The sequence below is a fragment of the Paraburkholderia mimosarum LMG 23256 = NBRC 106338 genome (assembly GCF_000739815.1).
GTDB classification, from domain to species: domain Bacteria; phylum Pseudomonadota; class Gammaproteobacteria; order Burkholderiales; family Burkholderiaceae; genus Paraburkholderia; species Paraburkholderia mimosarum.
In genome coordinates, this window is the sequence record NZ_BBJJ01000073.1 from 1 (window position 1) to 21,793 (window position 21,793).

The 21,793-nt window shown below is 62.9% G+C and carries 15 protein-coding genes and 2 pseudogenes; 14 read left to right on the top strand and 3 right to left on the bottom strand.

Annotated elements, in window-relative coordinates; all coding sequences use genetic code 11:
• Window positions 1-30 precede the first annotated feature (30 nt).
• Window positions 31-735: an SDR family oxidoreductase gene (locus tag BMI01S_RS30600; protein WP_028214889.1), complete on the bottom strand. Its 705-nt coding sequence runs from the start codon at window positions 733-735 to the stop codon at window positions 31-33.
• Window positions 736-904: 169 nt separating this feature from the next.
• Here BMI01S_RS30600 and gcvA point away from each other — a divergent pair, with 169 nt between their 5' ends.
• Together gcvA and BMI01S_RS30610 are read left to right on the top strand one after the other, a co-directional pair.
• Window positions 905-1,825, top strand: coding sequence for a transcriptional regulator GcvA (gene gcvA / locus BMI01S_RS30605; protein WP_028232341.1), 921 nt, complete (start codon window positions 905-907; stop codon window positions 1,823-1,825).
• 168 nt (window positions 1,826-1,993) lie between these two features.
• Entirely contained in the window at window positions 1,994-6,835 is a 4,842-nt protein-coding gene (locus BMI01S_RS30610; protein ID WP_028232342.1) for an NAD-glutamate dehydrogenase, read from the top strand.
• Window positions 6,836-6,842: 7 nt separating this feature from the next.
• Here BMI01S_RS30610 and BMI01S_RS30615 read toward each other — a convergent pair whose 3' ends face one another.
• On the bottom strand, window positions 6,843-7,571 hold the full coding sequence (locus tag BMI01S_RS30615; protein WP_028214886.1) for a FadR/GntR family transcriptional regulator: 729 nt from the start codon (window positions 7,569-7,571) through the stop codon (window positions 6,843-6,845).
• Between the two features lie 414 nt (window positions 7,572-7,985).
• On the opposite strand from BMI01S_RS30615, the gene BMI01S_RS30620 reads away from it, so the two are divergent.
• The 6 genes from BMI01S_RS30620 to BMI01S_RS41200 all read left to right on the top strand — a co-directional run bounded on the left by BMI01S_RS30620 (window position 7,986) and on the right by BMI01S_RS41200 (window position 13,950).
• Complete coding sequence (locus BMI01S_RS30620) at window positions 7,986-9,113, top strand: sugar ABC transporter substrate-binding protein (RefSeq protein ID WP_028232343.1); 1,128 nt, start codon at window positions 7,986-7,988, stop codon at window positions 9,111-9,113.
• 36 nt (window positions 9,114-9,149) lie between these two features.
• The gene (locus tag BMI01S_RS30625) at window positions 9,150-10,700 is read left to right on the top strand and encodes a sugar ABC transporter ATP-binding protein (RefSeq protein WP_028232344.1); all 1,551 of its coding nucleotides are present in this window, start codon (window positions 9,150-9,152) and stop codon (window positions 10,698-10,700) included.
• Window positions 10,697-11,677 (top strand): ABC transporter permease, encoded by a 981-nt coding sequence (locus tag BMI01S_RS30630; RefSeq protein ID WP_028214883.1) that lies wholly within the window; start codon window positions 10,697-10,699, stop codon window positions 11,675-11,677. The genes BMI01S_RS30625 and BMI01S_RS30630 overlap by 4 nt, the downstream gene beginning before the upstream one ends.
• The gene (locus tag BMI01S_RS30635; protein WP_028214882.1) at window positions 11,674-12,660 is read left to right on the top strand and encodes an ABC transporter permease; all 987 of its coding nucleotides are present in this window, start codon (window positions 11,674-11,676) and stop codon (window positions 12,658-12,660) included. Before BMI01S_RS30630 ends, BMI01S_RS30635 begins: the two co-directional genes overlap by 4 nt.
• Before the next feature lie 404 nt (window positions 12,661-13,064).
• A complete protein-coding gene (locus BMI01S_RS30640; protein ID WP_028232345.1) occupies window positions 13,065-13,391 on the top strand; it encodes a hypothetical protein in 327 nt (108 codons plus the stop codon).
• Window positions 13,392-13,695: 304 nt separating this feature from the next.
• Complete coding sequence (locus BMI01S_RS41200) at window positions 13,696-13,950, top strand: hypothetical protein (RefSeq protein ID WP_028214880.1); 255 nt, start codon at window positions 13,696-13,698, stop codon at window positions 13,948-13,950.
• 143 nt (window positions 13,951-14,093) lie between these two features.
• Here BMI01S_RS41200 and BMI01S_RS30650 read toward each other — a convergent pair whose 3' ends face one another.
• Entirely contained in the window at window positions 14,094-14,282 is a 189-nt protein-coding gene (locus BMI01S_RS30650; RefSeq protein WP_028214879.1) for a hypothetical protein, read from the bottom strand.
• Window positions 14,283-14,494: 212 nt separating this feature from the next.
• Here BMI01S_RS30650 and BMI01S_RS30655 point away from each other — a divergent pair, with 212 nt between their 5' ends.
• The 6 genes and pseudogenes from BMI01S_RS30655 to BMI01S_RS30680 all read left to right on the top strand — a co-directional run bounded on the left by BMI01S_RS30655 (window position 14,495) and on the right by BMI01S_RS30680 (window position 21,778).
• Window positions 14,495-15,043, top strand: coding sequence for a hypothetical protein (locus BMI01S_RS30655; RefSeq protein WP_028214878.1), 549 nt, complete (start codon window positions 14,495-14,497; stop codon window positions 15,041-15,043).
• Window positions 15,044-15,597: 554 nt separating this feature from the next.
• Window positions 15,598-17,189: pseudogene (locus tag BMI01S_RS30660) on the top strand (multicopper oxidase domain-containing protein).
• Window positions 17,190-17,274: 85 nt separating this feature from the next.
• Window positions 17,275-18,354, top strand: a pseudogene (locus BMI01S_RS30665) (multicopper oxidase domain-containing protein); the annotation flags it as partial.
• A 158-nt stretch (window positions 18,355-18,512) separates the two neighbouring features.
• A complete protein-coding gene (locus BMI01S_RS30670) occupies window positions 18,513-19,052 on the top strand; it encodes a type II secretion system protein (protein WP_042291731.1) in 540 nt (179 codons plus the stop codon).
• 533 nt (window positions 19,053-19,585) lie between these two features.
• A complete protein-coding gene (locus BMI01S_RS30675; protein ID WP_028214876.1) occupies window positions 19,586-20,353 on the top strand; it encodes a ParA family protein in 768 nt (255 codons plus the stop codon).
• 114 nt (window positions 20,354-20,467) lie between these two features.
• Window positions 20,468-21,778 carry a tryptophan leader peptide gene (locus BMI01S_RS30680; RefSeq protein WP_028232347.1) on the top strand — a complete coding sequence of 437 codons (1,311 nt, stop codon included), beginning with the start codon at window positions 20,468-20,470 and terminating at the stop codon, window positions 21,776-21,778.
• The last annotated feature ends 15 nt before the right edge of the window (window positions 21,779-21,793 follow it).

A 21,793-nucleotide genomic window follows, 5' to 3' on the forward strand; every position in this document is an offset into this window, starting at 1 on the left:
ATGCGATGTGGAAACGCGCGCCTCGCAGTGTCACAGGGCACGCACGATCCCGCCGTCGACACGGATATTCTGCCCCGTGATATAGCCCGCGCCATCCGATAAAAGGAACGCGACTGTTTGCGCGATTTCCTGTGTCTTCCCAAAGCGGCCAACCGGAATGCGAGCGACGATCTCCGGCGTTTCGGGCCAGCTATCGATGAATCCCGGTAGCACAGAATTGATACGGATATTGTCTTTCGCGTAACGGTCGGCATAGAGGCGCGTGAACGAACTCAACGCGGCGCGCAGTGCGGAGGACACGGGCATAGCCTGCTCGGGCGCGTCGGCGGCAAAGCTGGAGATATTCACCACCGCGCCGCCTCCCTGCGCGAGGAATGCAGGTGTTACGCGGCGCAGCACCCGCGCGACGTTGAGCACGATGATATCGAGTCCGAGATGCCACTGCTCGTCTGCAATCGTCAGAAGATCACCCTTCGGCGGGTGACCCGTGTTGTTCACCACAGCGTCGATACGGCCGAATTTTTCGAGCGTTTCGCGAACGAATCTGTCGATATCGTCCGGCTCGGTGACCGAGCCCGTAAAGCCAAATCCACCAAGCTCTTTCGCCAGTTCGGCCGCGCTGCCGGAGGGCGACATCAAGGCCAGACGATAGCCGCCGGCCGCGAGTTCGCGCGCGATCGCCGCGCCCATTCCCTTTCCGGCCGCCGTGACGAGTGCGACTTTTTCTACTGCCATGGTGCTCTTCTCCTCGAAATGGATTCAGCGCGCGAAGCCGGCGCTGCATGGGGTTCGCGTAGAAACTCTATGGCGTTATGATGCGCGCGTCGAACGATGATTTTTATGGTCTGACGATAACTAATCTACTGGCTCGACCCTGTCGAATCACCCATCGAAGCATGCATTGATGCGCTCCTTGAAGCAACGCCGCCTTCCGCCGCTGAATGCGCTCCGCGCGTTCGACGCATCTGCACGCCACCTCAATTTTCGCCTCGCGTCTGAGGAACTTGGCGTGACGCAGGGTGCGGTCGCACAGCAGGTACGCCTACTGGAAGAGGCTCTCGATATTCCCCTGTTCGAAAGGCTGGCGCGGGGCCTCTCTCTCACGACCGAGGGACATACGTACTTCGCTGCGATTCAACAGGCGCTTACGATCATCTCTGACGCCACCGACGCACTGAATCGCCGTTCGACGTCCCTCACGATCAGCACGACACCCTCGTTCGCCTCGAAATGGCTCATACCCAGGCTAGCAGAGTTCGGGGAGCGGCATCCGGAAATCGACGTCCGGATTATTGCCGACGCCGCCTTGTGCAATTTCAAATCCGATGGCGTGGACATCGCGGTGCGGCTCGGCAAGCCACCGTTTGCGAGGGGCCTCGTGAGCGATCTGCTATTCCCCCTCGATGTGTTCGCTGTTGCCAGCCCGCAGTTGCCCACGCCGGATTTTCCGGTCCGCGCGATTTCCGACCTGGAAAACTATGTACTGCTCCACGATTCGCACGACCTCTGGCCGGAGTTCTTCAACGCCCTGGGATGCACGAACACGTTCGCCCCGTTGAAGGGGCCGCGATTCAGCCAGTCATCGCTCGCCATCGACGCCGCTATTGCAGGTCATGGTATCGCGCTCACGAGCGAGCATCTCGTCGAACGCGATATCGCCGCCGGCCGGCTGAAGCGATTGTTCGACTTCTCGTTGCCGCTGTCACTGGGCTATTACGTCGTCCTTCCGCAAACCCGTGTTCGACGCGAGACGAGCCAGCAACTTCGCACCTGGCTGCTCGCGCAGTTCAGATCGGGCTCGAAAGAGGCCACAGGCGGCTGTTGAATCAGACATTCACGGCCGGCAAATTCCACGCCAAGAGGTGCCCGGAACCGGCGCGGCCGCGAGAGCTCGCAGCGCGCGCCCTGCACGCATTCATCGCCCGATCACCTTGCCGGTGCATAATGGCTGAACCGCCGATGCAGTCGATGACTATCCGCCAAGGAGTCCGTCATGCTAGCGAGAAACGAAGAATTCGTTGCCCATCTGCTTTCCGACGTCGTGGAATTTGCGCGGGCGCGCTTGCCTGAGCCGACATTCCAGATCGTCGAGCCTTTCCTGCGGCACTACTACGATTTCGCCGACGCCGAAGATCTGCGCAGCCGCAGCATCGCGGACCTCTACGGCGCCGCCATGGCGCACTGGCGAACCGCACAGCGCTTCGTGCCGGGCAGCGAGCGCATGCAGGTCTACAACCCGATTCTCGAGCAGCACGGATGGCATTCGGACCACACGGTCATTGAAATCGTCAACGACGACATGCCGTTTCTCGTCGATTCGGTTTCCATGGCCGTCAACCGGCTGGGACTCGCGCTGCATTCGGCGCTGCACCCCGTGTTCCGGATTTGGCGCGCAAAGGACGGCGCAATCGAGCGCGTGAACGAGGGCGGTGCCAGCACCGATGAGGGGCAATCGCAGCTCGCCTCCTTCATCCATTTCGAAGTCGACCGCTGCGGCGACGCAGCAAGACTGGACGCATTGCGCAATGACATTGCCAAGGTGCTTGGCGACGTGCGCGCATCCGTGGAGGACTGGCCGAAGTTACTCGAGGTCGCGCGCACCACCATCAAGACGATGAAAGCACGCGAGGCGACGGCCGAGGACATCGAAGCGCGCGCTTTCGTCGAATGGATGGTGGCCGACCATTTCACCTTCCTCGGGCAGCGTGACTATGCGCTGGTTTCGCACGACGGCGGCTACGCGCTGCGCGGCGTCGAAGGCTCGGGCCTCGGCATCCTGCGCGAATCGCTGCGTGCGCACGCTGCGCCCGATCTCACGCCGCTGCCGCCCGCGGCCGAAAACATCATCAGCGGCGCATGGCCCATCTTCCTGACGAAAGCCAACTCGCGCGCCACGGTCCATCGCCCGGGCTACCTCGACTATGTGGGCGTGAAACTCGTCGGAGCGGACGGAAAAGTGTGCGGCGAGCGCCGCTTCGTGGGCCTCTACACGTCGACGGCCTATATGGTTTCCACCGCCGAGATTCCGATTGTGCGGCGCAAACGCGCGAATATCGTGCAGCGCGCGGGCTTCCTGCCGAACGGTCATCTCGGCAAATCGCTGGTGACGGTGCTGGAAACGTATCCGCGCGACGAGATGTTTCAGGCGAGCGAGGACGAACTCTTCGAAACCGCGCTCGGTGTGCTGCGCTTGCAGGAACACCAGCGCACGCGGCTATTCATGCGGCGCGACCGCTTCAACCGCTTTGTTTCGTGCCTCGTGTACGTGTCGCGCGACAAGTACAACACCGATTTGCGGCGGCGCATTGCGAACCTGCTCGTGGAGGCGTTCAACGGCATATCCGTCGAGTTCACGCCGCTGCTTTCGGAGTCGGCCATCGCACGCATTCATTTCGTCGTGCATGCCGAGCCGGGCACGATGCCCGAAGTCGACGCGCGCGAACTGGAGGCGCGGCTCGTGCAGGTCACGCGCCGCTGGCAAGACGATCTGGCCGACGCACTGCTCGACGCATTCGGCGAAGAGCAGGGCACGCGTCTCCTCCACCGCTACGCCGATTCGTTTCCGGCCGGCTATCGTGACGACTATCCGGCGCGCACGGCGGTCCGCGATATCGAGCTGATCGAAAGCGTACAGGGAACGGCGCGCATCGCCATGAATCTGTACCGGCCCATCGAGGCGGGGCCGCGCACCTTCCGCTTCAAGGTCTACTGCACGGGCGAGGCCATCCCGCTCTCCCGCAGCCTGCCGATGCTCGAACATCTCGGCGTGCGCGTGGACGAAGAGCGGCCCTACGTGATCGAGGCGCCGTCTTGTGCGCCCGCATGGGTCCACGACTTCGGCCTCGAAGTCGCGGACGACGCCGAATTCGACATCGAACGCGTGAAGGGTCTGTTCGAAGATGCATTCGAAAGCGTCTGGAATGCACGAATCGAAAGCGACGATTTCAACCGGCTCGTGCTGCGCGCCTACCTGAGCGCGCGCGAAGTCACGATCCTGCGTGCGTACGCCAAGTATCTGCGCCAGGTGGGCTCGACGTTCAGCGACGCCTATATCGAACGCGCGCTCACCGGCAATCCCGCGATCGCACGGCAGCTCGTCGAATTATTCGTACTCCGGTTCGATCCGCGCGATGCCTCGGCGCGAGAGGAGCGCACGGCGCTCATGCTCAAGGCCATCGAGAGCGCGCTCGACCAGGTGCCCAATCTCGACGAAGACCGCATTCTCCGGCAATTCCTCGGCGTGATCCGAGCAACGGTGCGCACGAACTATTTCCGCCGCGATGCGAGTGGCGCAGAGCGGCCCGCACTCTCGTTCAAGTTCGATCCGTCCAAAGTGCCGGGCCTGCCCGAGCCCAAGCCGATGTTCGAAATCTGGGTCTACTCGCCGCGGGTCGAGGGCGTGCACTTGCGCGGCGGCCGTGTCGCGCGCGGCGGCCTGCGCTGGTCGGACCGGCGCGAGGACTTCCGCACCGAAGTGCTCGGCCTCATGAAGGCGCAGATGGTGAAGAACGTCGTGATCGTGCCCGTGGGATCGAAGGGCGGCTTCGTCGTGAAGAATCCGCCGCCGGCGAGCGATCGCGAGGCGTGGATGCGCGAGGGCGTGGCGTGTTATCAAACCTTCCTGCGCGGCTTGCTCGATCTCACCGACAACCTCGTGAACAATGCGGTCGTGCCGCCGCCCGACGTCGTGCGCCATGACCCCGACGATCCGTATCTCGTCGTGGCCGCCGACAAAGGGACGGCCACGTTCTCCGATTACGCGAACGCGATTTCCGCCGAGTACGGCTTCTGGCTCGACGACGCCTTTGCCTCGGGCGGCTCCGTGGGCTACGACCACAAGAAGATGGCGATCACGGCGCGCGGCGCGTGGGAGTCGGTCAAGCGGCATTTCCGCGAAATGGGCGTGGATACGCAGGCCACCGATTTCACCGTGGCCGGCATCGGCGACATGTCCGGGGACGTGTTCGGCAACGGCATGCTGCTCTCGCCGCATATCAAGCTCGTCGCGGCCTTCGATCACCGGCATATTTTTCTCGATCCCAATCCCGATCCCGCCGTGAGCCTCGCGGAACGCAAGCGGCTCTTCGCGCTCGAACGCTCGAGCTGGGCCGACTACGATCCAGCCACCATTTCCGCGGGCGGCGGCGTGTTCGCGCGCACGATGAAGACGATTCCGCTTTCTGCCGCGGCGCAAAAGGCGCTCGGCATCGAAGCCGCGACGCTCACGCCGACCGAGCTGATCCGCGCGATCCTGCTCGCGAACGTCGATCTGCTCTACAACGGCGGGATCGGCACTTACGTGAAAGCCACTCGCGAGACCAACGCGCAGGTCGGCGACCGCGCCAACGACGCCGTGCGCGTGAACGGCTCGGAACTGCGTTGCAAGGTGGTGGGCGAGGGCGGCAATCTTGGCGTTACGCAGCTCGGACGCATCGAATTCGCGCAGCACGGCGGTCACATCAACACGGACGCGATCGACAACTCGGCCGGCGTGGATTGTTCGGATCACGAAGTCAACATCAAGATCCTGCTCGGACTCGTGGTGGCCGACGGCGAGATGACGACGAAACAGCGCAACGCCCTGCTTGCCGAGATGACCGAAGAAGTCGGATTGCTCGTGCTGAGCGACAACTATTACCAGACGCAGGCACTCTCGATCGCGGGGCGCTACGCGGTGGAGTTGCTCGACGCCGAAGCGCGCATGATGCGCTGGCTCGAACGCGCGGGACGGCTCAACCGGCGCATCGAATTCCTGCCGACCGATGAGGAAATCGCGGAGCGACAAGCCGCGAAACTCGGCCTCACGTCGCCGGAACGCGCCGTGCTGCTCGCCTACAGCAAGATGTGGCTCTATGACGCGTTACTCGACTCGACTGTGCCGGAAGACCCGCTCGTCGCGGATCTGCTGATCAACTATTTTCCGCAGCCGCTGCAGCGGCGCTTCAACGAGCCGATGCACCGGCATCCGTTGCGGCGCGAGATCCTGGCGACGCATCTGACGAACGCGCTCGTGAACCGCGTGGGCAGCGCGTTCGTGCACCGTCTGATGGAAGAGACCGACGCGCAGCCGGGCGAAATCGTGCGCGCCTGCATCATGGCGCGAGACGTGTTCGATCTGAACGCCATCTGGCGCGCCATCGACGCGCTCGACAACCGCGTGCCCGACGACGTGCAGGCTCGCATGTTCGTCGACATTGCCAGGCTGCTCGAACGCGCGGCGTTGTGGTTCCTGCGGCATCTGCAGGCGGGCGAGGTGGGCGGCGACGGTGTGGGCACCCTGTTGGCCCGTTGCCGGGACGCGGTGCAACGCCTCGCGCCGCAATTGCCGGCGCTGTTGCCCGAAGCGGATCTCGAAGCGCTTTCTGCGCGCCAGGGCGAGCTTGTCAATGCGGGCGTGGAAAACGCGCTCGCGCTGCGTGTGGCGAGCGGAGACATTTCCGTAGCACTGCTGGATATCGCCGACGTTGCGGCGGCGTGCGATCGCCCGCTGGAGCGCGTTGCGGCCGCCTGGTTCGCATTGGGCACGCGGCTCAACTACGGCTGGATCGGCGAGCGAGCGGCAGCCCTGCCGACGCCCACGCACTGGGACACCATGGCGCGTGCGGCCGCGCTCGCCGAGGTGGCGCACCTCAAACGCGCGCTCACCACGAACGTGCTCGCGCAGGCCGGGGATACGGCGGACGGACTAACGCTCGTGGATGCCTGGTGCGCGCACCACGAGGCTGCGCTGGAGCGCTATGGACAGTTGCTTGCGGAACTACGCGCATCGAGCGGTGTGAGTCTTTCCGTGCTGCTCGTGATCGTGAGGGCGATGGCCGCGCTCGAGCGGTCTTGAAGCAGGGCTAACGCCACGCCTGTGTGAACTCGTCGATCACGCGCGCGAGATGCGCCTCCATCGCCGTGCGCGCCGCGCCGGCATCGCGCGCCATGATGGCCGAGAAGATGCGCTGATGGTCCTCATGGGAAGCCGAACGCAACGCGGACGTATGAAAGTGCTCCTCGATCTTTTTCCACAAAGGATCGGCGCGCGAGTTGTCCCACATCGCGGTCACCACGAGCCGGAGCATTTCGTTTCCCGTCGCACCCGCAATCGCCAGATGGAATTCGCGGTCGGCGGCCTCATTCGCGGGCTTGTCGTCCATGTTTTCGCGCATCGCGCGCAAGGCGGCAAAGAGCCGGTCCAAATCGGCGTCCTTGCGTTCGGTCGCGGCGAGCGCCGCGACTCCGCTTTCGATGACTGACCGCGCGCGCAGCGTCTCGATCGGCCCAGGCCCGCGCGGCAGTTCGAACGTGACCGGCTGCGCCTCCGGCGTTGCGGCCACATAGATGCCCGAACCTACGCGCACTTCGACCACGCCTTGCACTTCCAGCGCGATGATCGCCTCCCTCACCTGCGTGCGGCTGACGCCGAAACGCTCGGCTAGCGTGCGCTCGGAGGGCAGGCGGGCGCGAGGCCCGACGTCGCCGGCAGCGATCAGGTCGTAGATCTGTTTTGCCAGCGCGACATAGGAACGATCGCCCGCGTCCGCATGGTTGACGCGGCCGGTTGGCGTGTGCGCGAGATCGGCCATCCAGGACTCTCTGAATCGTCGAAGCCGCCAGGCGGCGGCTCAGGTTCGCGCAAATGGTACACCAGTTCCCTGCAACGCTCCTTCCGTGCCGCAGGTGCGTTTTCACCCAGAAAGCATCGAAAGCGCGCGGATTTCTGGCCTGTCGGGCCTTGATCCGCGGCCCCGTGGTAAACCACTATCGCGCGCAGATTGGTATGCCAGTACTGTCAGGCGGGGAGGCGTCCGAGCATGCCCTCCGTTTCGCTTCGAGGGGACGCCTTTGAAGAAGTCATTTCGCTGGTTTGGCGAGTCCGTTCCAGTCCCGCTGTAGCCCATCCCGCAAGTTTTCCTGCGCCACGCACACCGTACCGGCAGTCCACGACAAGCCAGGTGTGCCGGCATTCGGTAAGTTCGAGCCAACGAAAAGGAGACAACATGCTTTCAGGAATTCAGGTGCTTCGAGCGGCGGCGACCGCGGCAATGGCCCTGTGCGCAGGTGCGGTTTTCGCGCAGGCTTCGATTGTCTCCGGACCGTCCAGCGATCCCAAGTGCATGATGCCGTGGAAGAGCGATACGAAATTCATCAGGTATCCAAAGAAAACCGGACCCTACCGGATCGCGCTCGTGAACGGCTATATCGCGAATACCTGGCGTATCCAGATGATCAAGACGGCCAAGGCCTATACGGCGCAACCGGCCGTTGCGGCGAAGATCAAGGAGTTCAAGGTCGTCTCCACCGGCGAGGACGTGCCGGCGCAAATCTCGGCGGTCAACAACTTCATCGATGCCGGCTATGACGCGGTCATCGTGGACGCGCAGAATCCCTCCTCGTTCGGACCGGCCATCCGCCGCGCGAAGAAAGCCGGCGTCGTGCTGGTCGCGTTCGACAATACGCTCGACAGCGAAGACGCTATCAACGTCAATGTCGACCAGTACGGGCTCGGCGTGCTGTGGGCCAAGTGGCTCGCGAGCCACCTGCCGAACGGCGGCAAGGTGCTCGAGGTTCGCGGGGTGGCGGGCACGTCGGTCGACACGGACCGGCATGATGGTTTCCAGAAGACGCTCGATGAAACAGGCAAGAAGTGGAACGTCGTCCAGGTCTACGGCAAGTGGGACGACGGGGTCGCGCAGAAGGCCGCCGCCGACGCGATTGCCGTACAGGGCCATTTCGATGGCATATCGGCGCAAGGCGGCGACACCGGTGTCGTGCGTGCGATGATCGACGCGAAACATCCGTTCGTGCCGTTCGGCGGCGAAACGGAGAACGGCTTTCGCAAATTCTGCGCACAGTATGGAAGCCAGGGCCTGAAGTGCACGTCGGCGGGCACCGGTCCCGCGCAGGTGGCCGTGGCGATCAAGACCGCGCTCGCCGCGCTGGACGGCCAGACCATTCCTGTCGCAATCAAGTTGCCGCTCGACGTCACCGACGATTCGATGCTGAAGGCAGGCGCCAACTATTTCCCGAACGACTCCGACAATTTCTTCGTCGGCAATTCGTTTCCGACTTGCGGCATCAACTTCTCCGCGCAGGAAATCATGAAGCAGAGCCAGGGCAACCAGTGATCGCGTGAGCGCCGGCGGCGTGATGGGAGACGAAGCATGCGGCAGGACGTAGAGCAGCCCTTCTTTCAGATGTCTGGCGTGTCGAAAAGCTATGGCGGCGTCGTCGCGCTCGATCACGCGGACCTCACCGTGCGCCGGGGACGCATCCACGCGATCCTCGGCGAGAACGGCGCGGGGAAGTCCACGTTGCTGAAGGTGATGTCCGGCGTCGTGCAGCCGGACGAGGGGACGATGCACTTCGACGGCCGCGAAGTCTCGTTCGCGTCGCCTGCCGCGGCGAACGCGGCCGGCATCGTCTGCGTGTATCAGGAACTCTCGCTGATTCCTGACTTGAGCGTGGCGGACAACATCTTCGCTTCGAATCCGCCGCGCCGCTTCGGCATGATCGACCGCCGGGCACAGCGGCGCCAGGCCGAGGAAGCGCTCGCTCGCGCGGGCGCCGCCGACATCAATCCGCTCGCGAAAGTCCGGGACCTGCCGCTGTCGCGCCAGCAGATGGTCGAACTCGCGAAGGGGCTCGCGCACGAACCGCGCATCCTGATTCTCGACGAGGCCACGTCGGCGCTGACCGCGGCCGACGTGGCGCGCGTCATCGAGGTGCTCAGGCGCCTGCGCGAAGAGGGGCTCGCGCTGCTTTTCATCTCGCACCGGATGCACGAGGTGAAGGCGCTCGCAGACGAATGCACCGTCTACCGCAACGGTCGTCATGTAATGAGCTTCGAGGCGGGTACGCGCTCCGATAATGAGGTCATCGAAATGATGATCGGCCGGAAATACCAGCACGCATTTCCGGCCAAGCCCGCGGAGCGGGCCGCCGCGGAACCGGTGCTTGCCTGCCGCGATCTCGCATGGGGCGACACGCTGCAGGGCATCAGTTTTTCGTTGAAGCGCGGTGAAATCCTCGGGCTGGGCGGCCTCGACGGGCAAGGCCAGCGCGAACTGCTGCTCGCGCTCTTCGGCGTGTTGCGCGGTTGCGCGGGAACGATCGAGGTCGATGGCAAGGCCGTGTCGATTCCGAGCCCGGTGGCCGCGCGTGCCGACGGAATCGGCATGGCGTTGATTCCCGAAGACCGCAAGACGGAAGGCCTGATGCTGCCGATGTCGGTACGCGAGAATCTTTCGTTTGCCGCGCTCGATCGCATGTCCACCGCGGGCGTGATCGATCGCGATCGCCAGCAGTCGTTCGTCGACCGGATGACGGACCTGCTCGCCATCAAGTCGCACAGCCTGGACGCAGCCGTGGGCTCGCTCTCGGGCGGCAACCAGCAAAAGGTGGTGATCGCGAAGTGGTTGGTGCGGCAGCCCAGGATTCTGCTGCTCAGCGACCCGACGCGCGGTATCGACGTCGGCACCAAGCAGGAGATCTATCAGCTGCTGAGGCGCCTCGCCGACGAAGGCGCCGCGATCGTTTTTTATTCGACCGACTATGACGAGCTGATCGGCTGCTGCGACCGTGTGCTCGTATTGTACGAAGGCAGGATCAAGAAGGAACTCGTCGGGCCGGCGATCAACGAGCAGAACCTGATTGCGAGCGCCCTGGATCTGCCCGTCGGGCAAATGTCGCCTTCCACCGGAGTCGCACCATGAGCGGCCTGCGTTACTGGTATGCGGAAAATCGGGGGACGACGTTCGCGCTCGGCCTGTTCGTGCTGATGTTCGCGATCTACCTCATCAACTATCCGTCGACGTTATCGGCGAACGTGTTCCAGACGGCGGCGAATAAGGCGGTACTGCTCGCGCTGGTGTCGATGGGGCAGTCGCTCGTCGTGCTCACGGCCGGTATCGACCTGTCGATCGGCATGACGCTCGTGCTGACGAATTGCATTGGATCGTGGATCGTCACGGGCGACGCGCTGCACAGCGCGCTCGGTATTGCCGGCGTCATGGCGGCAGGCGCGCTGTGCGGCGCGCTCAACGGCATCATCATCATTTTCGGCCGCCTGCAGCCGATCGTGACGACGATCGCGACGGGTGCCGTTTACTATGGGCTGGCGTTGCTGCTGCGCCCCGTTCCGGGCGGATCGATCAACGAGGACCTTGCCGACGCTCTGACCGGCAAGGTCGCCGGCGTCGTGCCCGCGAGCCTGCTGATCCTGCTCGCGGCCGTGGCGATCGTCTGGATTCCTTTTAAATGCTCGGCGATAGGCCGCGCGGCCTATGCGACCGGCTCGTCCGAACCCGCGGCTTTCCTCTCCGGCATGCCGATTCGTCGCGCGAAGTTCGCGAGCTATACGCTGGCCGGTCTGCTCGCCGCGATTGGCGGCCTCTTTCTGACGTTTTTCACGGATACGGGCGATGCGAATCTGGGTAGCGCCAACTCGTATACGCTGTTCTCTATCGCGGCCGTGGTCATCGGCGGGGTGTCGCTGCTCGGCGGCAAGGGCAGCGCGATCGGCGCGGTCTTCGGCGCGTTCGCGTTCCGCTCGATCGGCGACCTGCTGTTCGTGTTCAACGTCGATGCGCTTTGGCAACCGCTGTTCCAGGGCGTGATTCTTCTGCTCGCTGTCGCGATTGGCGCATGCGGGCTGTTCAGGGTGCGCAACCGTCTGGAGTGGTTCCAATGAGCGACGTTTCTGCGAACAGCTGGACCACGTTCGTGTCGAGGCTCACGCGCAGGATCGACAAGCCGATCGCGATTGCGTTCGCGTGCATCGTCGCGCTGCTGCTGGTCGGCGGCATGTATTCGCGCAACTTCACGTCGCCGGAGTACATCCTGTTGCAGCTGAAAGTCGGCGCATTTCTCGGCATCATCGCGACCGGCCTGATGATGGTGATCCTGCTCGGTCACATCGACCTGTCGCTGCCGTGGACGATCACCGTGGGCGCGATGATGGCTTGTGCCGTCGCGGGACATGGCGAACTCGGGGAAATGCTGGCGATTCCGGTCGGGATCGCTTGCGGCGTGGCGATCGGCGTCGTCAACGGGATTCTCGTCGCACTCCTGCGCATCCCGTCGATGATCGCGACGCTCGCGACCAACGCGGTGGCGCAAGGCATCATGATCGTCTATACGGGCGGATCGTCGCCGCAGGATTCCGCGCCACACGTGATGCGCTGGCTCGCGGCGGGCTGGCTCGTGCCGGGCTTGCCGAATGCCGTCGCGCTGTGGGTGCTGATCGGCGGCGCCACGATGTTCCTGCTGTCGCGCACGACGTTCGGGCGCACGCTGTACGCCATCGGGAATACCGAGCGCGCGGCGTATCTCTCGGGCATCGATACGCGACGCGTGACAGTGGCCGCGTTTGCGGTGTGCAGCGCGTTCGCGGCGTTCGGCGGCGTACTGCTGGCCGGTTATGCGTCGAAGGCGGCGCAGTCGATGGGCGATGCGTACCTGCTGCCGGCCATCGCTGCGGTGGTGCTCGGCGGCACGTCGATTCTGGGCGGCCGGGGATCGTACCTCGGCACGGTGGCGGGCGCGATACTCATCACGCTGCTGCAGTCGATCCTCTCGGTAGCGCAGATGCCGGAGGCGGGGCGGCAGATCATCTATGGCATCGTGATTGCAGCGATGCTGCTGCTGTATGGGCGCAGCAAACGGGAAGCGTAGGGGCCCGGAATCAGTGACGCAATGGCGGCCCTTTGCTGCGCGGTTGCGAAAATCGCTTGCATGCCCTCGTGCATGCGATGAGTTGATTGGTCCAGCCGCATAAATAAAATGAAAACGACGCCACCGGCGGCCAAACATGGCCTTCGACGTTCGGATCCGAACAGATTGACGATGCGCTTTGGCTCGAAATCCAATAACAGGAACGGTACATCGCGCTATGGCGCAGGTCAGAACCCGCAATTTCCCCCTTCGGGAGCGGCGCCTGTTCACCCCCTCCCCGTGACGAAGGTGATAGATTGCTAGCTGATTTGCTCGTCCGGATTGAGTAGATGTCAATCGTTCGCGGCTCGAGTTGCCGGGGCACCGGGTCAATTCGATACGAAGACCTCACGAAAGGAGGCGCCATGGGCCCTCGATACATTGCTGCTGCTGCCTTTCTGATCCCGACGCTATCGCTCGCATTCCAGCCCCTGCCTGTTCCGGAATGTCCGGCCTCGAGTCCCGAAGCGTCCGCCAAGGAAACGATAGCTGCCGCCAAATGCCGTGCGCGATGGCTCATCGCAGGCGCCTATAACCGGACCGAAGGCGATGCGATGAGCGCGGTTTCCGAATGCGCCGGAACATTCGACGAGGTACTCAATCATCGGTTGACCGAGGGGATCTCTCACGACAGGCTGGTCGTAATGTGCGCCGACATGGCCATGCACATGGGCATCATGACACTCGACTAGCGGGTAAAGCGGGCGTGCCAGCCGTTGTTACCGGGCCGCCGCTTGCGAGTCGACAATACAAAGCGCTTTCAGGCACATGCGGTGCAAGGAGAAAATCAGCGACAGCGAACGGGTTTGATGCCGATAGGGTCTTTACCCATCCCGGATGGAGTGGATGCCTATTTCCTTTGATATCCGTCAGGGCAAGAATGATAGGGCAGCCGCCGATCGAGGCGCACGGTTCGCGACAAGACCCGCTCTCCATCTTCGAGCTGCTGTCGTTTCGATTTTCGGTTTCACCGCCGGTTCGCTGAGGGATCACATCATGAACACGCTCACTGCCACCATTCTCGCCACCTGTATGTGCTTCGCAGCCGGGGGCGCTTTCGCTGCTGAAAGCGTGTCAACCGACACCGCCTCCGAGGATGCGACGAGTCAGGAGGCTAGCGCAAACAGTGCAACGGAATCCGAAGCGATGAGCGACGATAGTATGGTCAAAGGCGGCATGAAGGAAGATGCGATGAACCACGAAGCGACGACTGAAGAAGACGGAACAAAGGATGTCGAGGTGAAACAGTAGCGTCGATGCGAAGTGCACCGCTGACGCTCGAGAAGCAGGCGTTGATTAGATAAGCAGTGCCAGCCTGCCGGGTTCCAATGGGGAACGACAGCGACCGCCGCTGGCGCCCGTTCTTGCCGGGTCGCCGGGCGGCGAACTGCGCATCAGTGCGCGGTAACGTTGAGGGGCAAGATTTCGTATCCGGGGTCGGCGTTCTCGTTGGCCGCCTTTTCCGCTTCCTCGTATGAGAGAAAGGACTTGGCCCCTTCAACCTCCGGTGCCATGCCAATGTCGCCGTCCTCTGCGCAGCAGAGGAACTGCTCACCGGTCTTCACCACGTAGACGGTCGTCATGTTTCCCTCCATGGTGTGCGGGGGAACTTCCAGTCTAGCAGGCTGGATGCCGCCAGGTATATTCATCGGTAACCGGGTGCGCGAACTCCTGGGTTGCTTTTTGGAGGACGGAGGAATTGCTTTCCGACCCCGGAAAATTGCTAAGCTGCGGGACGCAAGTCTCACGAGCGGCCTTGGCGAGCCGTACCGTGAACGTTCTATCGGAGTCACCCATGAAGCACCCTTCGGCTGTTCTGGCTGCGGGCTCGACTGCCTTGCTCCTCGGCGCAATCATTCTCTTCCCGTCCGCGTTCGCCGAAACCGGGGCGCGCGAGAACGAGGTTGCGCAGCGTGGCGCGGCGGTCATGCCATTCTCCCTTCGCGCAACCACTCATATCTTTACGAAGACCGCAGACGGCGGGATTCAGCAAGTGGTCGTGAAGCATCCGGATCCGAAGCAGGTCGCGCTCATCCGCGGGCACCTTGCCATGATCGCCCAGCAGTTCTCGGCAGGCAATTTCGAGGGGCCGGAGGCGATCCATGGCGACGATATGCCGGGTCTGGCCGTGCTGCGTGAAGCCAGGCCTGGGGCGCTGAAGATCGAATATCGCGACTTGCCCGAGGGAGGGGAAATCGTCTATCACTCGAACGACGCTCGCCTCGCGGCCGCGCTGCATGAATGGTTCGATGCGCAACTGTCCGATCATGGCCACGACGCAATGGCGGGGCACGATCCTGGCATGATGCACCATCATTCGGCGGAGGCGTCGACAGCGGAATAAATCGCGCGATCAGATCCGCAGTCTCTCGAGAACTTCAAGGAAAAGCAGCGCAGCAATCAGGATACCGATCCAACTTGCCGTCAGTCTCGTCAGCGTAATCCTTCCGCTCCACCAGAGCATAAGAACGGCAAACATCGTATTCCTCAGCTTATCTGACGTGCGTGATCGAGTGCCTCATTGCGCACGCCAGAATAGGTGTGAAGAATTCACGACGCCCCTACGTTCGTCGAAACGCAGTAGAGCCGTGTCACCAATCGAATGAAAACGAAATAAAGCCATGTTGCCGTGCCAGCGCCCGCTTGCATGGCGGCATCGCTGCATGACCCATCGCTCTTGTTCGCCAGAACATGCTCCATTGCTCGCCCAGACCACGACGGCACGACGCGCTGGGTTTGCCCTACTGCAAGTGTAGGGAGGTGACCCATCGCAGGCTCCGCTGCTCAAATCCAGAATCTACATACGGGTCAGTGTGAGGAACGCATGAGCCCGCCTGTGCAGCAAAAGGGCGACGTACAGCGCGCAGCGCGCTGCTTGACCCCAGGAACGGAGGTCATATGTTCAGCATCCGCATGTGTCGCAATAGCGTGGCAGCACTGCTGCTCACGATGTTCGCGATCCCCTCATTCTCCCAGTCGTTCATGGTTCAGTGCCCAAGTTCCACGCCCTCGCATCCGGCGCCGCCGGCCAGCCCTGGCGACCCACCGTACAAGGGACCGTCATCCGAACCGCCGTACAAGGGGCCGTCTTTCACCGGCCAAACCTCCACACCGACGGGTGTCGTCAACGGTGCGATCAAGTGCCAGCAGATTTCGGGCGGCGACGGTTACGCGACCATGGCTAATGGCGTCCAGACCTATCTGTTCGCATTCGGTCCGTTGTCCGGCCTCGCAGATATCAAAGCGGGGCTGCCCGGCACCGAATTCCCTACGGTGTTCAACACCCTTCCCGTGGGGGGGATCCAAAAGCGGACCCGAACTACAACGGCGCAGTGGGTCTCGCGCCCGATCCGGAAGCTGGTGGCCAGCTCACCGGCCATGTCGACCCACGGCCCATCATGGACATCGGCGTCATGAACGGCAACGAGCCCGCGCCGATGATGGCGATCGACGAGGACGACGAGTTCTTTCTCACGCTGACCAACGTCGGCATGATCATGCGCCCGGACCTGTTCGAGAAGCATACGGTGCACTTCCACGGCTATCCGAATGCGTCGTCGTTCTATGACGGCGTGCCCGATGCGTCGGTGGCGATCAACATCGGCGCGAGTTTCACGTACTACTACCTGGCGCCCGATGCGGGCACCTACTTCTGGCATTGCCACATCACGCCGCCGGAGCACCTGCAGATGGGCATGGTGGGCCAGATCTTCGTGCGGCCGCGCCAGAACCGGGTGCCCGCGGGCCAGTCGCTGTACCAGTCGCTGGTATTGCAGCAAAAGGATCTGCGCACGGCGTGCAACGACATTCTGTGCTCGACGCCGTTGCCGCCGCAGAACAATGTCCACCACGGCCCCAACCTGAGCGGGACGCCCACGCTCTACGCGTACAACGACGGCGACGGTTCCACCGCCTACGACGTCGAGTATCCGGTGCAGATCCACGGCTTCGATCCGAACTTCCACTTCGTGGGCATGACGTTCAATCCGGAGCCGTTCACCGACATGAAAGACAAGTTTTTCATGCTCAATGGCCGCAGCTATCCCGACACCGTGAATCCCAGTCCGCTTTCGACGCCAGCCTCGGACGGCGTGCCGCGTTTCTCGCAGCCGCTGCCGTCGCTCATCAATATCCCCGTCGGCGGCAAGGTGCTGCTGCGAATCTCCGATCTCGACGTCACCGAATATCAGACGCTCGCCTCGCTCGGCATGCCGATGCATGTGGTCGCCATCAATGCGCGTTTGCTGCGCGACATGGCCGGCAACGACATGACCTATTACACGAACTCGATCACGCTCGGCGGCGGCGAGTCGCTCGATCTGATCCTCGACGCCAGCGATACGACGAAATATCGCTCAGGGCAGGTCTTCTACCTGTACACGCCGAATCTGGATCATCTGGCGAACGATCAGGAAAACTTCGGAGGCCTGATGACCGACGTGCACATCTGCAGATCGGTGGATCCGAAGACGAAGGTCTGCACGCTGTGAGACGCCGCTTGCGCTTGCTAGAAACGGTTCACGGATTGCCCTGCCATGGACTCGGCCAGGAAGTCCTGCACTTAGGAGAAGAGCCGTGGGACACATCATTTACCGCATAGGGATCGCGATCCTCGCGCGTCCCGGACGGCTTGCACGGTTTGGCGTGGCGGCGCTCGCGGCGCTCTGCTACCTGCCGGCGCAGGCGGCCGCGCCTGGCATTACGGGCACGCATTTCGACCTGCGCGCAGAGGCGAACCGCATCAGCCAGCCGGATGGCAACAGCGTCTATTCGTGGGGCTACGGCTGCAACTCCGCGCCGGCCGGATATTCGCCGCCCAACATTGACCACCCGCCGTGTCCGACCATGCAGATTCCCGGCCCGACGCTGATCGTCAAGCAGGGCGACATCGTGACGGTGACACTCACCAACAATCTGCCGGCGGCGGCGGGCAATACGTCGATTCTCTTTCCCGGGTTCGACGTGTGCATGGGCACCATCGATCCCACGACGAAGGTCTGCTCCGGCGCACCAACGGGCGTGCAGGGGCTGCTCACGCGCGAAGCGTCCCATACCGTCACGGTCACCTACAGCTTCGTTGCCGCCACGCCTGGCACGCACGCCTACTACAGCGGTACACAGGGCGATCTGCAGATCGAGATGGGTATGTATGGCGCGATCATCATGTTACCGACTTCGTCGCCCGGAACGGTCGCCGTGCCGACCGGTTGTCACCCTATCCTGGGAACGCGCAAGCTGCTGGACGGTCAAGCCGACTTCCGCAACGCCGCCGCGGCCTACAACCACAGCGCGGCATGCTACGACCGCGAATATCTGTTTCAGTTCTCCGAAGTGGATCCGCGCATTCATGAGCAGGCGGAGCAGCAGGCCGGCAACGCGTGCACGAAGCCGACCGGCTGCATGACGGTCGAGACGGAACCCTATCACCCGGCGTACTTCATGGTGAACGGACGCTCGATGCCGGACGACATGGACCCGAACTATGCGGCGCAGTACCCGAATCAGCCGTACAACGGCAACCCGCACATGCACCCCGGCGAGCTCGTGCTGCTGCGGATCATCGGGACGGGCCGCTGGCAGCATCCGTTCCACGAGCACGGCAATCACGTTCGCGTGCTCGCGCGCGACGGCAACATGCTGCTCGCAAAGACGGACGCTTGAGCTTGAGCACGCTGCGCCCGCGAGCAGTCCTAAGGGGCGCCACCGCGCACGGAGGGGGCCGCCAAATGAACCGCGCGGCTCGTTCCTCGCGCGCAGCCGGGCTCGCGAAAGCGCGTGCGAGGCGGCGCGGCCAGCGCGAGCGCGGGCTCGTGTTGCTGGCGCTGTTGATTGCGCTGATGCTGATGTCGATCGCGTTGGCCGGCGCGCTCGACGTGTGGTCGCTGCAACGCCGCCGCGAACAGGAGAAGCAATTGCTGTTCGCCGGCAATCAATACCGGTTGGCGATTCTGCGGTACTACCGGATCGGCCGGGCTTATCCCGCATCGGTCGATGAGCTGGTCAACGACACGCGCTTTCCCAAGCCTTTTCATCATCTGCGTTTTGCTTATCCCGATCCGATCACGGGCAAGAACGACTGGGAGCCCATGCTGCAGGGTGATCGTCTCTACGGTGTCTTCAGCCGCTCGCAGGAGGCCACGATCAAGCGCGCGGGCTTTCCGCGGCAATACGAGGACTTCGAGGGGGCGGAGACCTACGATGGGTGGAAGTTTGTCTTTTTGGCGCCGGGTTTGCGAACCACGCAGAGCAACGCCGGCGGCCTTGCCGCGCCCGGGAAAGCAACCAGCTTTCCTGCGCTCTCCGGCTTCGATGGCGGGTTTCTCCCGGGGCAGCGCGTGCCCGGCTCGCGCTGACGCGCCGGCAGGGATTCGACCTTGCACCATTTGACGTCACGACCCTATTAGACGGACGAATTCGCGCGCGCAATCTTCATCGGGGCGTAATCGCACGAAATCCCTCTGTAAGTGACCCGACCTATCCTTAGTGGGGCAGGTGTGTGTGCGTGGTTCGGGTTTACACGCGTCACGCGTTTTATCGACCCCCATGGAGACGACAAATGAAAGTTCGGCGTTTTTTCGCAGCCCTGTTGGCTGTATCGCTTGTTCTGGCGCTTCCGGCTACCGCGAGTTATGCATGCGACGGCACCGGATATAACCAGCCAGGACAGGGAAAGTAGACCGGCCAGCGTAACCGGAAATTGAGCCAAACGCCGCTTGGCAGCGAACGCTCGCCGAGTCGTGTGGTCGCACCGTAAATCATAAGGATTGCCAGGGAATCGCCTCGCCGCAGCGTCGTCGCCCCGTTCGGATAATATTCCGGCCTCTACATCAGGTATGCTGAGTCCCATCAACATCACCGGACTACCGCGAAACAGGGGAGCGAAGACATGCGGCGTGTCGTTTTTAATCAGAAGGGCGGAGTAGGCAAGTCAACAATCGTTTGTAATCTCGCAGCAATCAGCGCGAACGAGGGCCGGCGTACGCTGGTCATCGACCTCGACGCCCAGGCGAATTCGAGCCAGTACCTGTTGGGCAGTGCGTCGGTGGATGCGAAGCCCAACGTCGCGGACTTCTTCGAGACGGCGTTGACGTTCAGCTTCAGGCCGATCGAGGTCGCGTCGTTCATTCATTCGACACCTTTCGAGAATCTGGATGTGATGCCCGCGCATCCCGACCTCGACACGCTGCACGGTAAGCTCGAGTCGCGCTACAAGATCTACAAGCTGCGGGACGCGCTCAAAGAGCTCGACATGTACGATGCGATTTACATCGACACGCCGCCAGCGCTGAACTTCTACACGCGCTCTGCGCTGATCGCGGTGGAGCGCTGCCTGATTCCATTCGACTGCGATGACTTCTCGCGCCGTGCGCTCTATACGCTGCTCGAGAACGTGAAGGAGATTCAGCAGGATCACAATGCCGATCTCACGGTTGAAGGAATCGTCATCAACCAGTTCCAGCCGCGCGCGAGCCTGCCTCAAAAGCTCGTCGACGAACTCGTCGATGAGGGATTGCCGGTCCTGTCGTCGCGGCTGTCGTCTTCGGTAAAGATTCGCGAATCCCATCAGCAGGCGAAGCCCGTCGTTCACCTCGATCCGGGGCACAAGCTCACGCGCGAGTTCATCGCGCTCCATCAGGAACTGAGCGGGGCTTGAGGCAACTGCCCCGAGGGCAGCGAAGGACAACACCGGTTTACGCCCTCGGCGGAGTGTGCAAGTATTCCTCGCACCGTGTGGCACGACGACTCTTGCTCTCTTGCGAGGTACAGAATGGACTGGAGGTTCTGGAAGACGGAGAAGCGTCAGGAGGAGACGGCGCACAACTGGCCCACCGACACGCATGAATCGTTGCGGCAACTCCTGAGCATGTACCAGGGTGCGGCCGCAACGCCGTTCGCGAGTTGGGCCGCGCCGGGCATTGCGTTTGCACCCGACGTCGAAGCGACGGCACAAAACGGGGTCAAGGGCTACCAGCTTGCGCTCTGGTTCTGGCTGTTTGCCGAGAAGCACGGCACCATCGCGGCGAGGATGGCACGCGAAAGTTTCTGCCTGCTCGCCGATGCGGCGCAGCCGTCGTCGGGAGACGCTATCGATGCGCTGCTCGATCTGGAAAACCGCGTGGCGCATTCCGTCGAGGCCATTGCCGCTGAACAACGCGTCTTCATGCAGGAAGGCCTTGCGGTGGAGTTGCCGACGGAATTCTTTCTGGCGACCGGCACGCTCAGGCTCAGCCCCGACTCGCCTTTCGCGGGGAATGCGCAGACGTCCCTGCAAGGCAACGACTTCAAGCTGGCAGACTGCTTTCGCCACGCCACGGACGAAGCCTTGTCGGTTTTCCGGCCGATGATAGCGGCGGTCGAATTCGACGCGAAATCGCTGCCCAACTGGAAATGGAGCAGCCGGCCGGGCGCGGCCGAGCGACATTTGCAGCGGCGCCACAGCAATCCACTGTTCCCGCTGCATCGACAGATGGTGACGGCCCACGATGTTCACGAAGCCCGTGTTGCAGACAATCAGGCGCTTCAGGATATTCGCGCCGAACTCAATGAGGTGAGGCACGCGTTCTTCCAGCAGCAGGAACTGCCGTTGAACTGGCTGGCGTACCTCGAAAGCTATCGGGACCATGTCGATAGACTCGATGAACGCCGGCTGGTAGCAGGCGGACAGAACGCGGCGCTCGGCGACGCGATAGCCGCGCTGCGTGCCGACATCCTCGCGACGTGGCGCTCCGAGATCCAGAAGAGCCGGCACAGTCTCGACGCACTCGACCGCGACGAAGCGCAACGGGCCGAACGACGTGCGCTCCTGTACGGATGCGACTGGACCGCTCAACTATTGAGTCATGGCTCCCTGATACCACCGGCGGAAGTCGTTCCCGCACTGCTGAGCGAATCTCCACCTGAACTCGAGAAGGCGGTGACCGGGCTGCAAGCCGAGCCCCGCTTGCATGAAACGCTTGCGCATTGCAGGGCAGGCGCGCATCGGCTCGTGAATGAGCTTCGCGCGGCAGGTCACGATTTTCCGGATATGACCGAGAAGCTTCGGATTCTGGAGGGCTCGCCCGGGCAACTGCCGGCTTGAGCCGTGCGCCGGAGT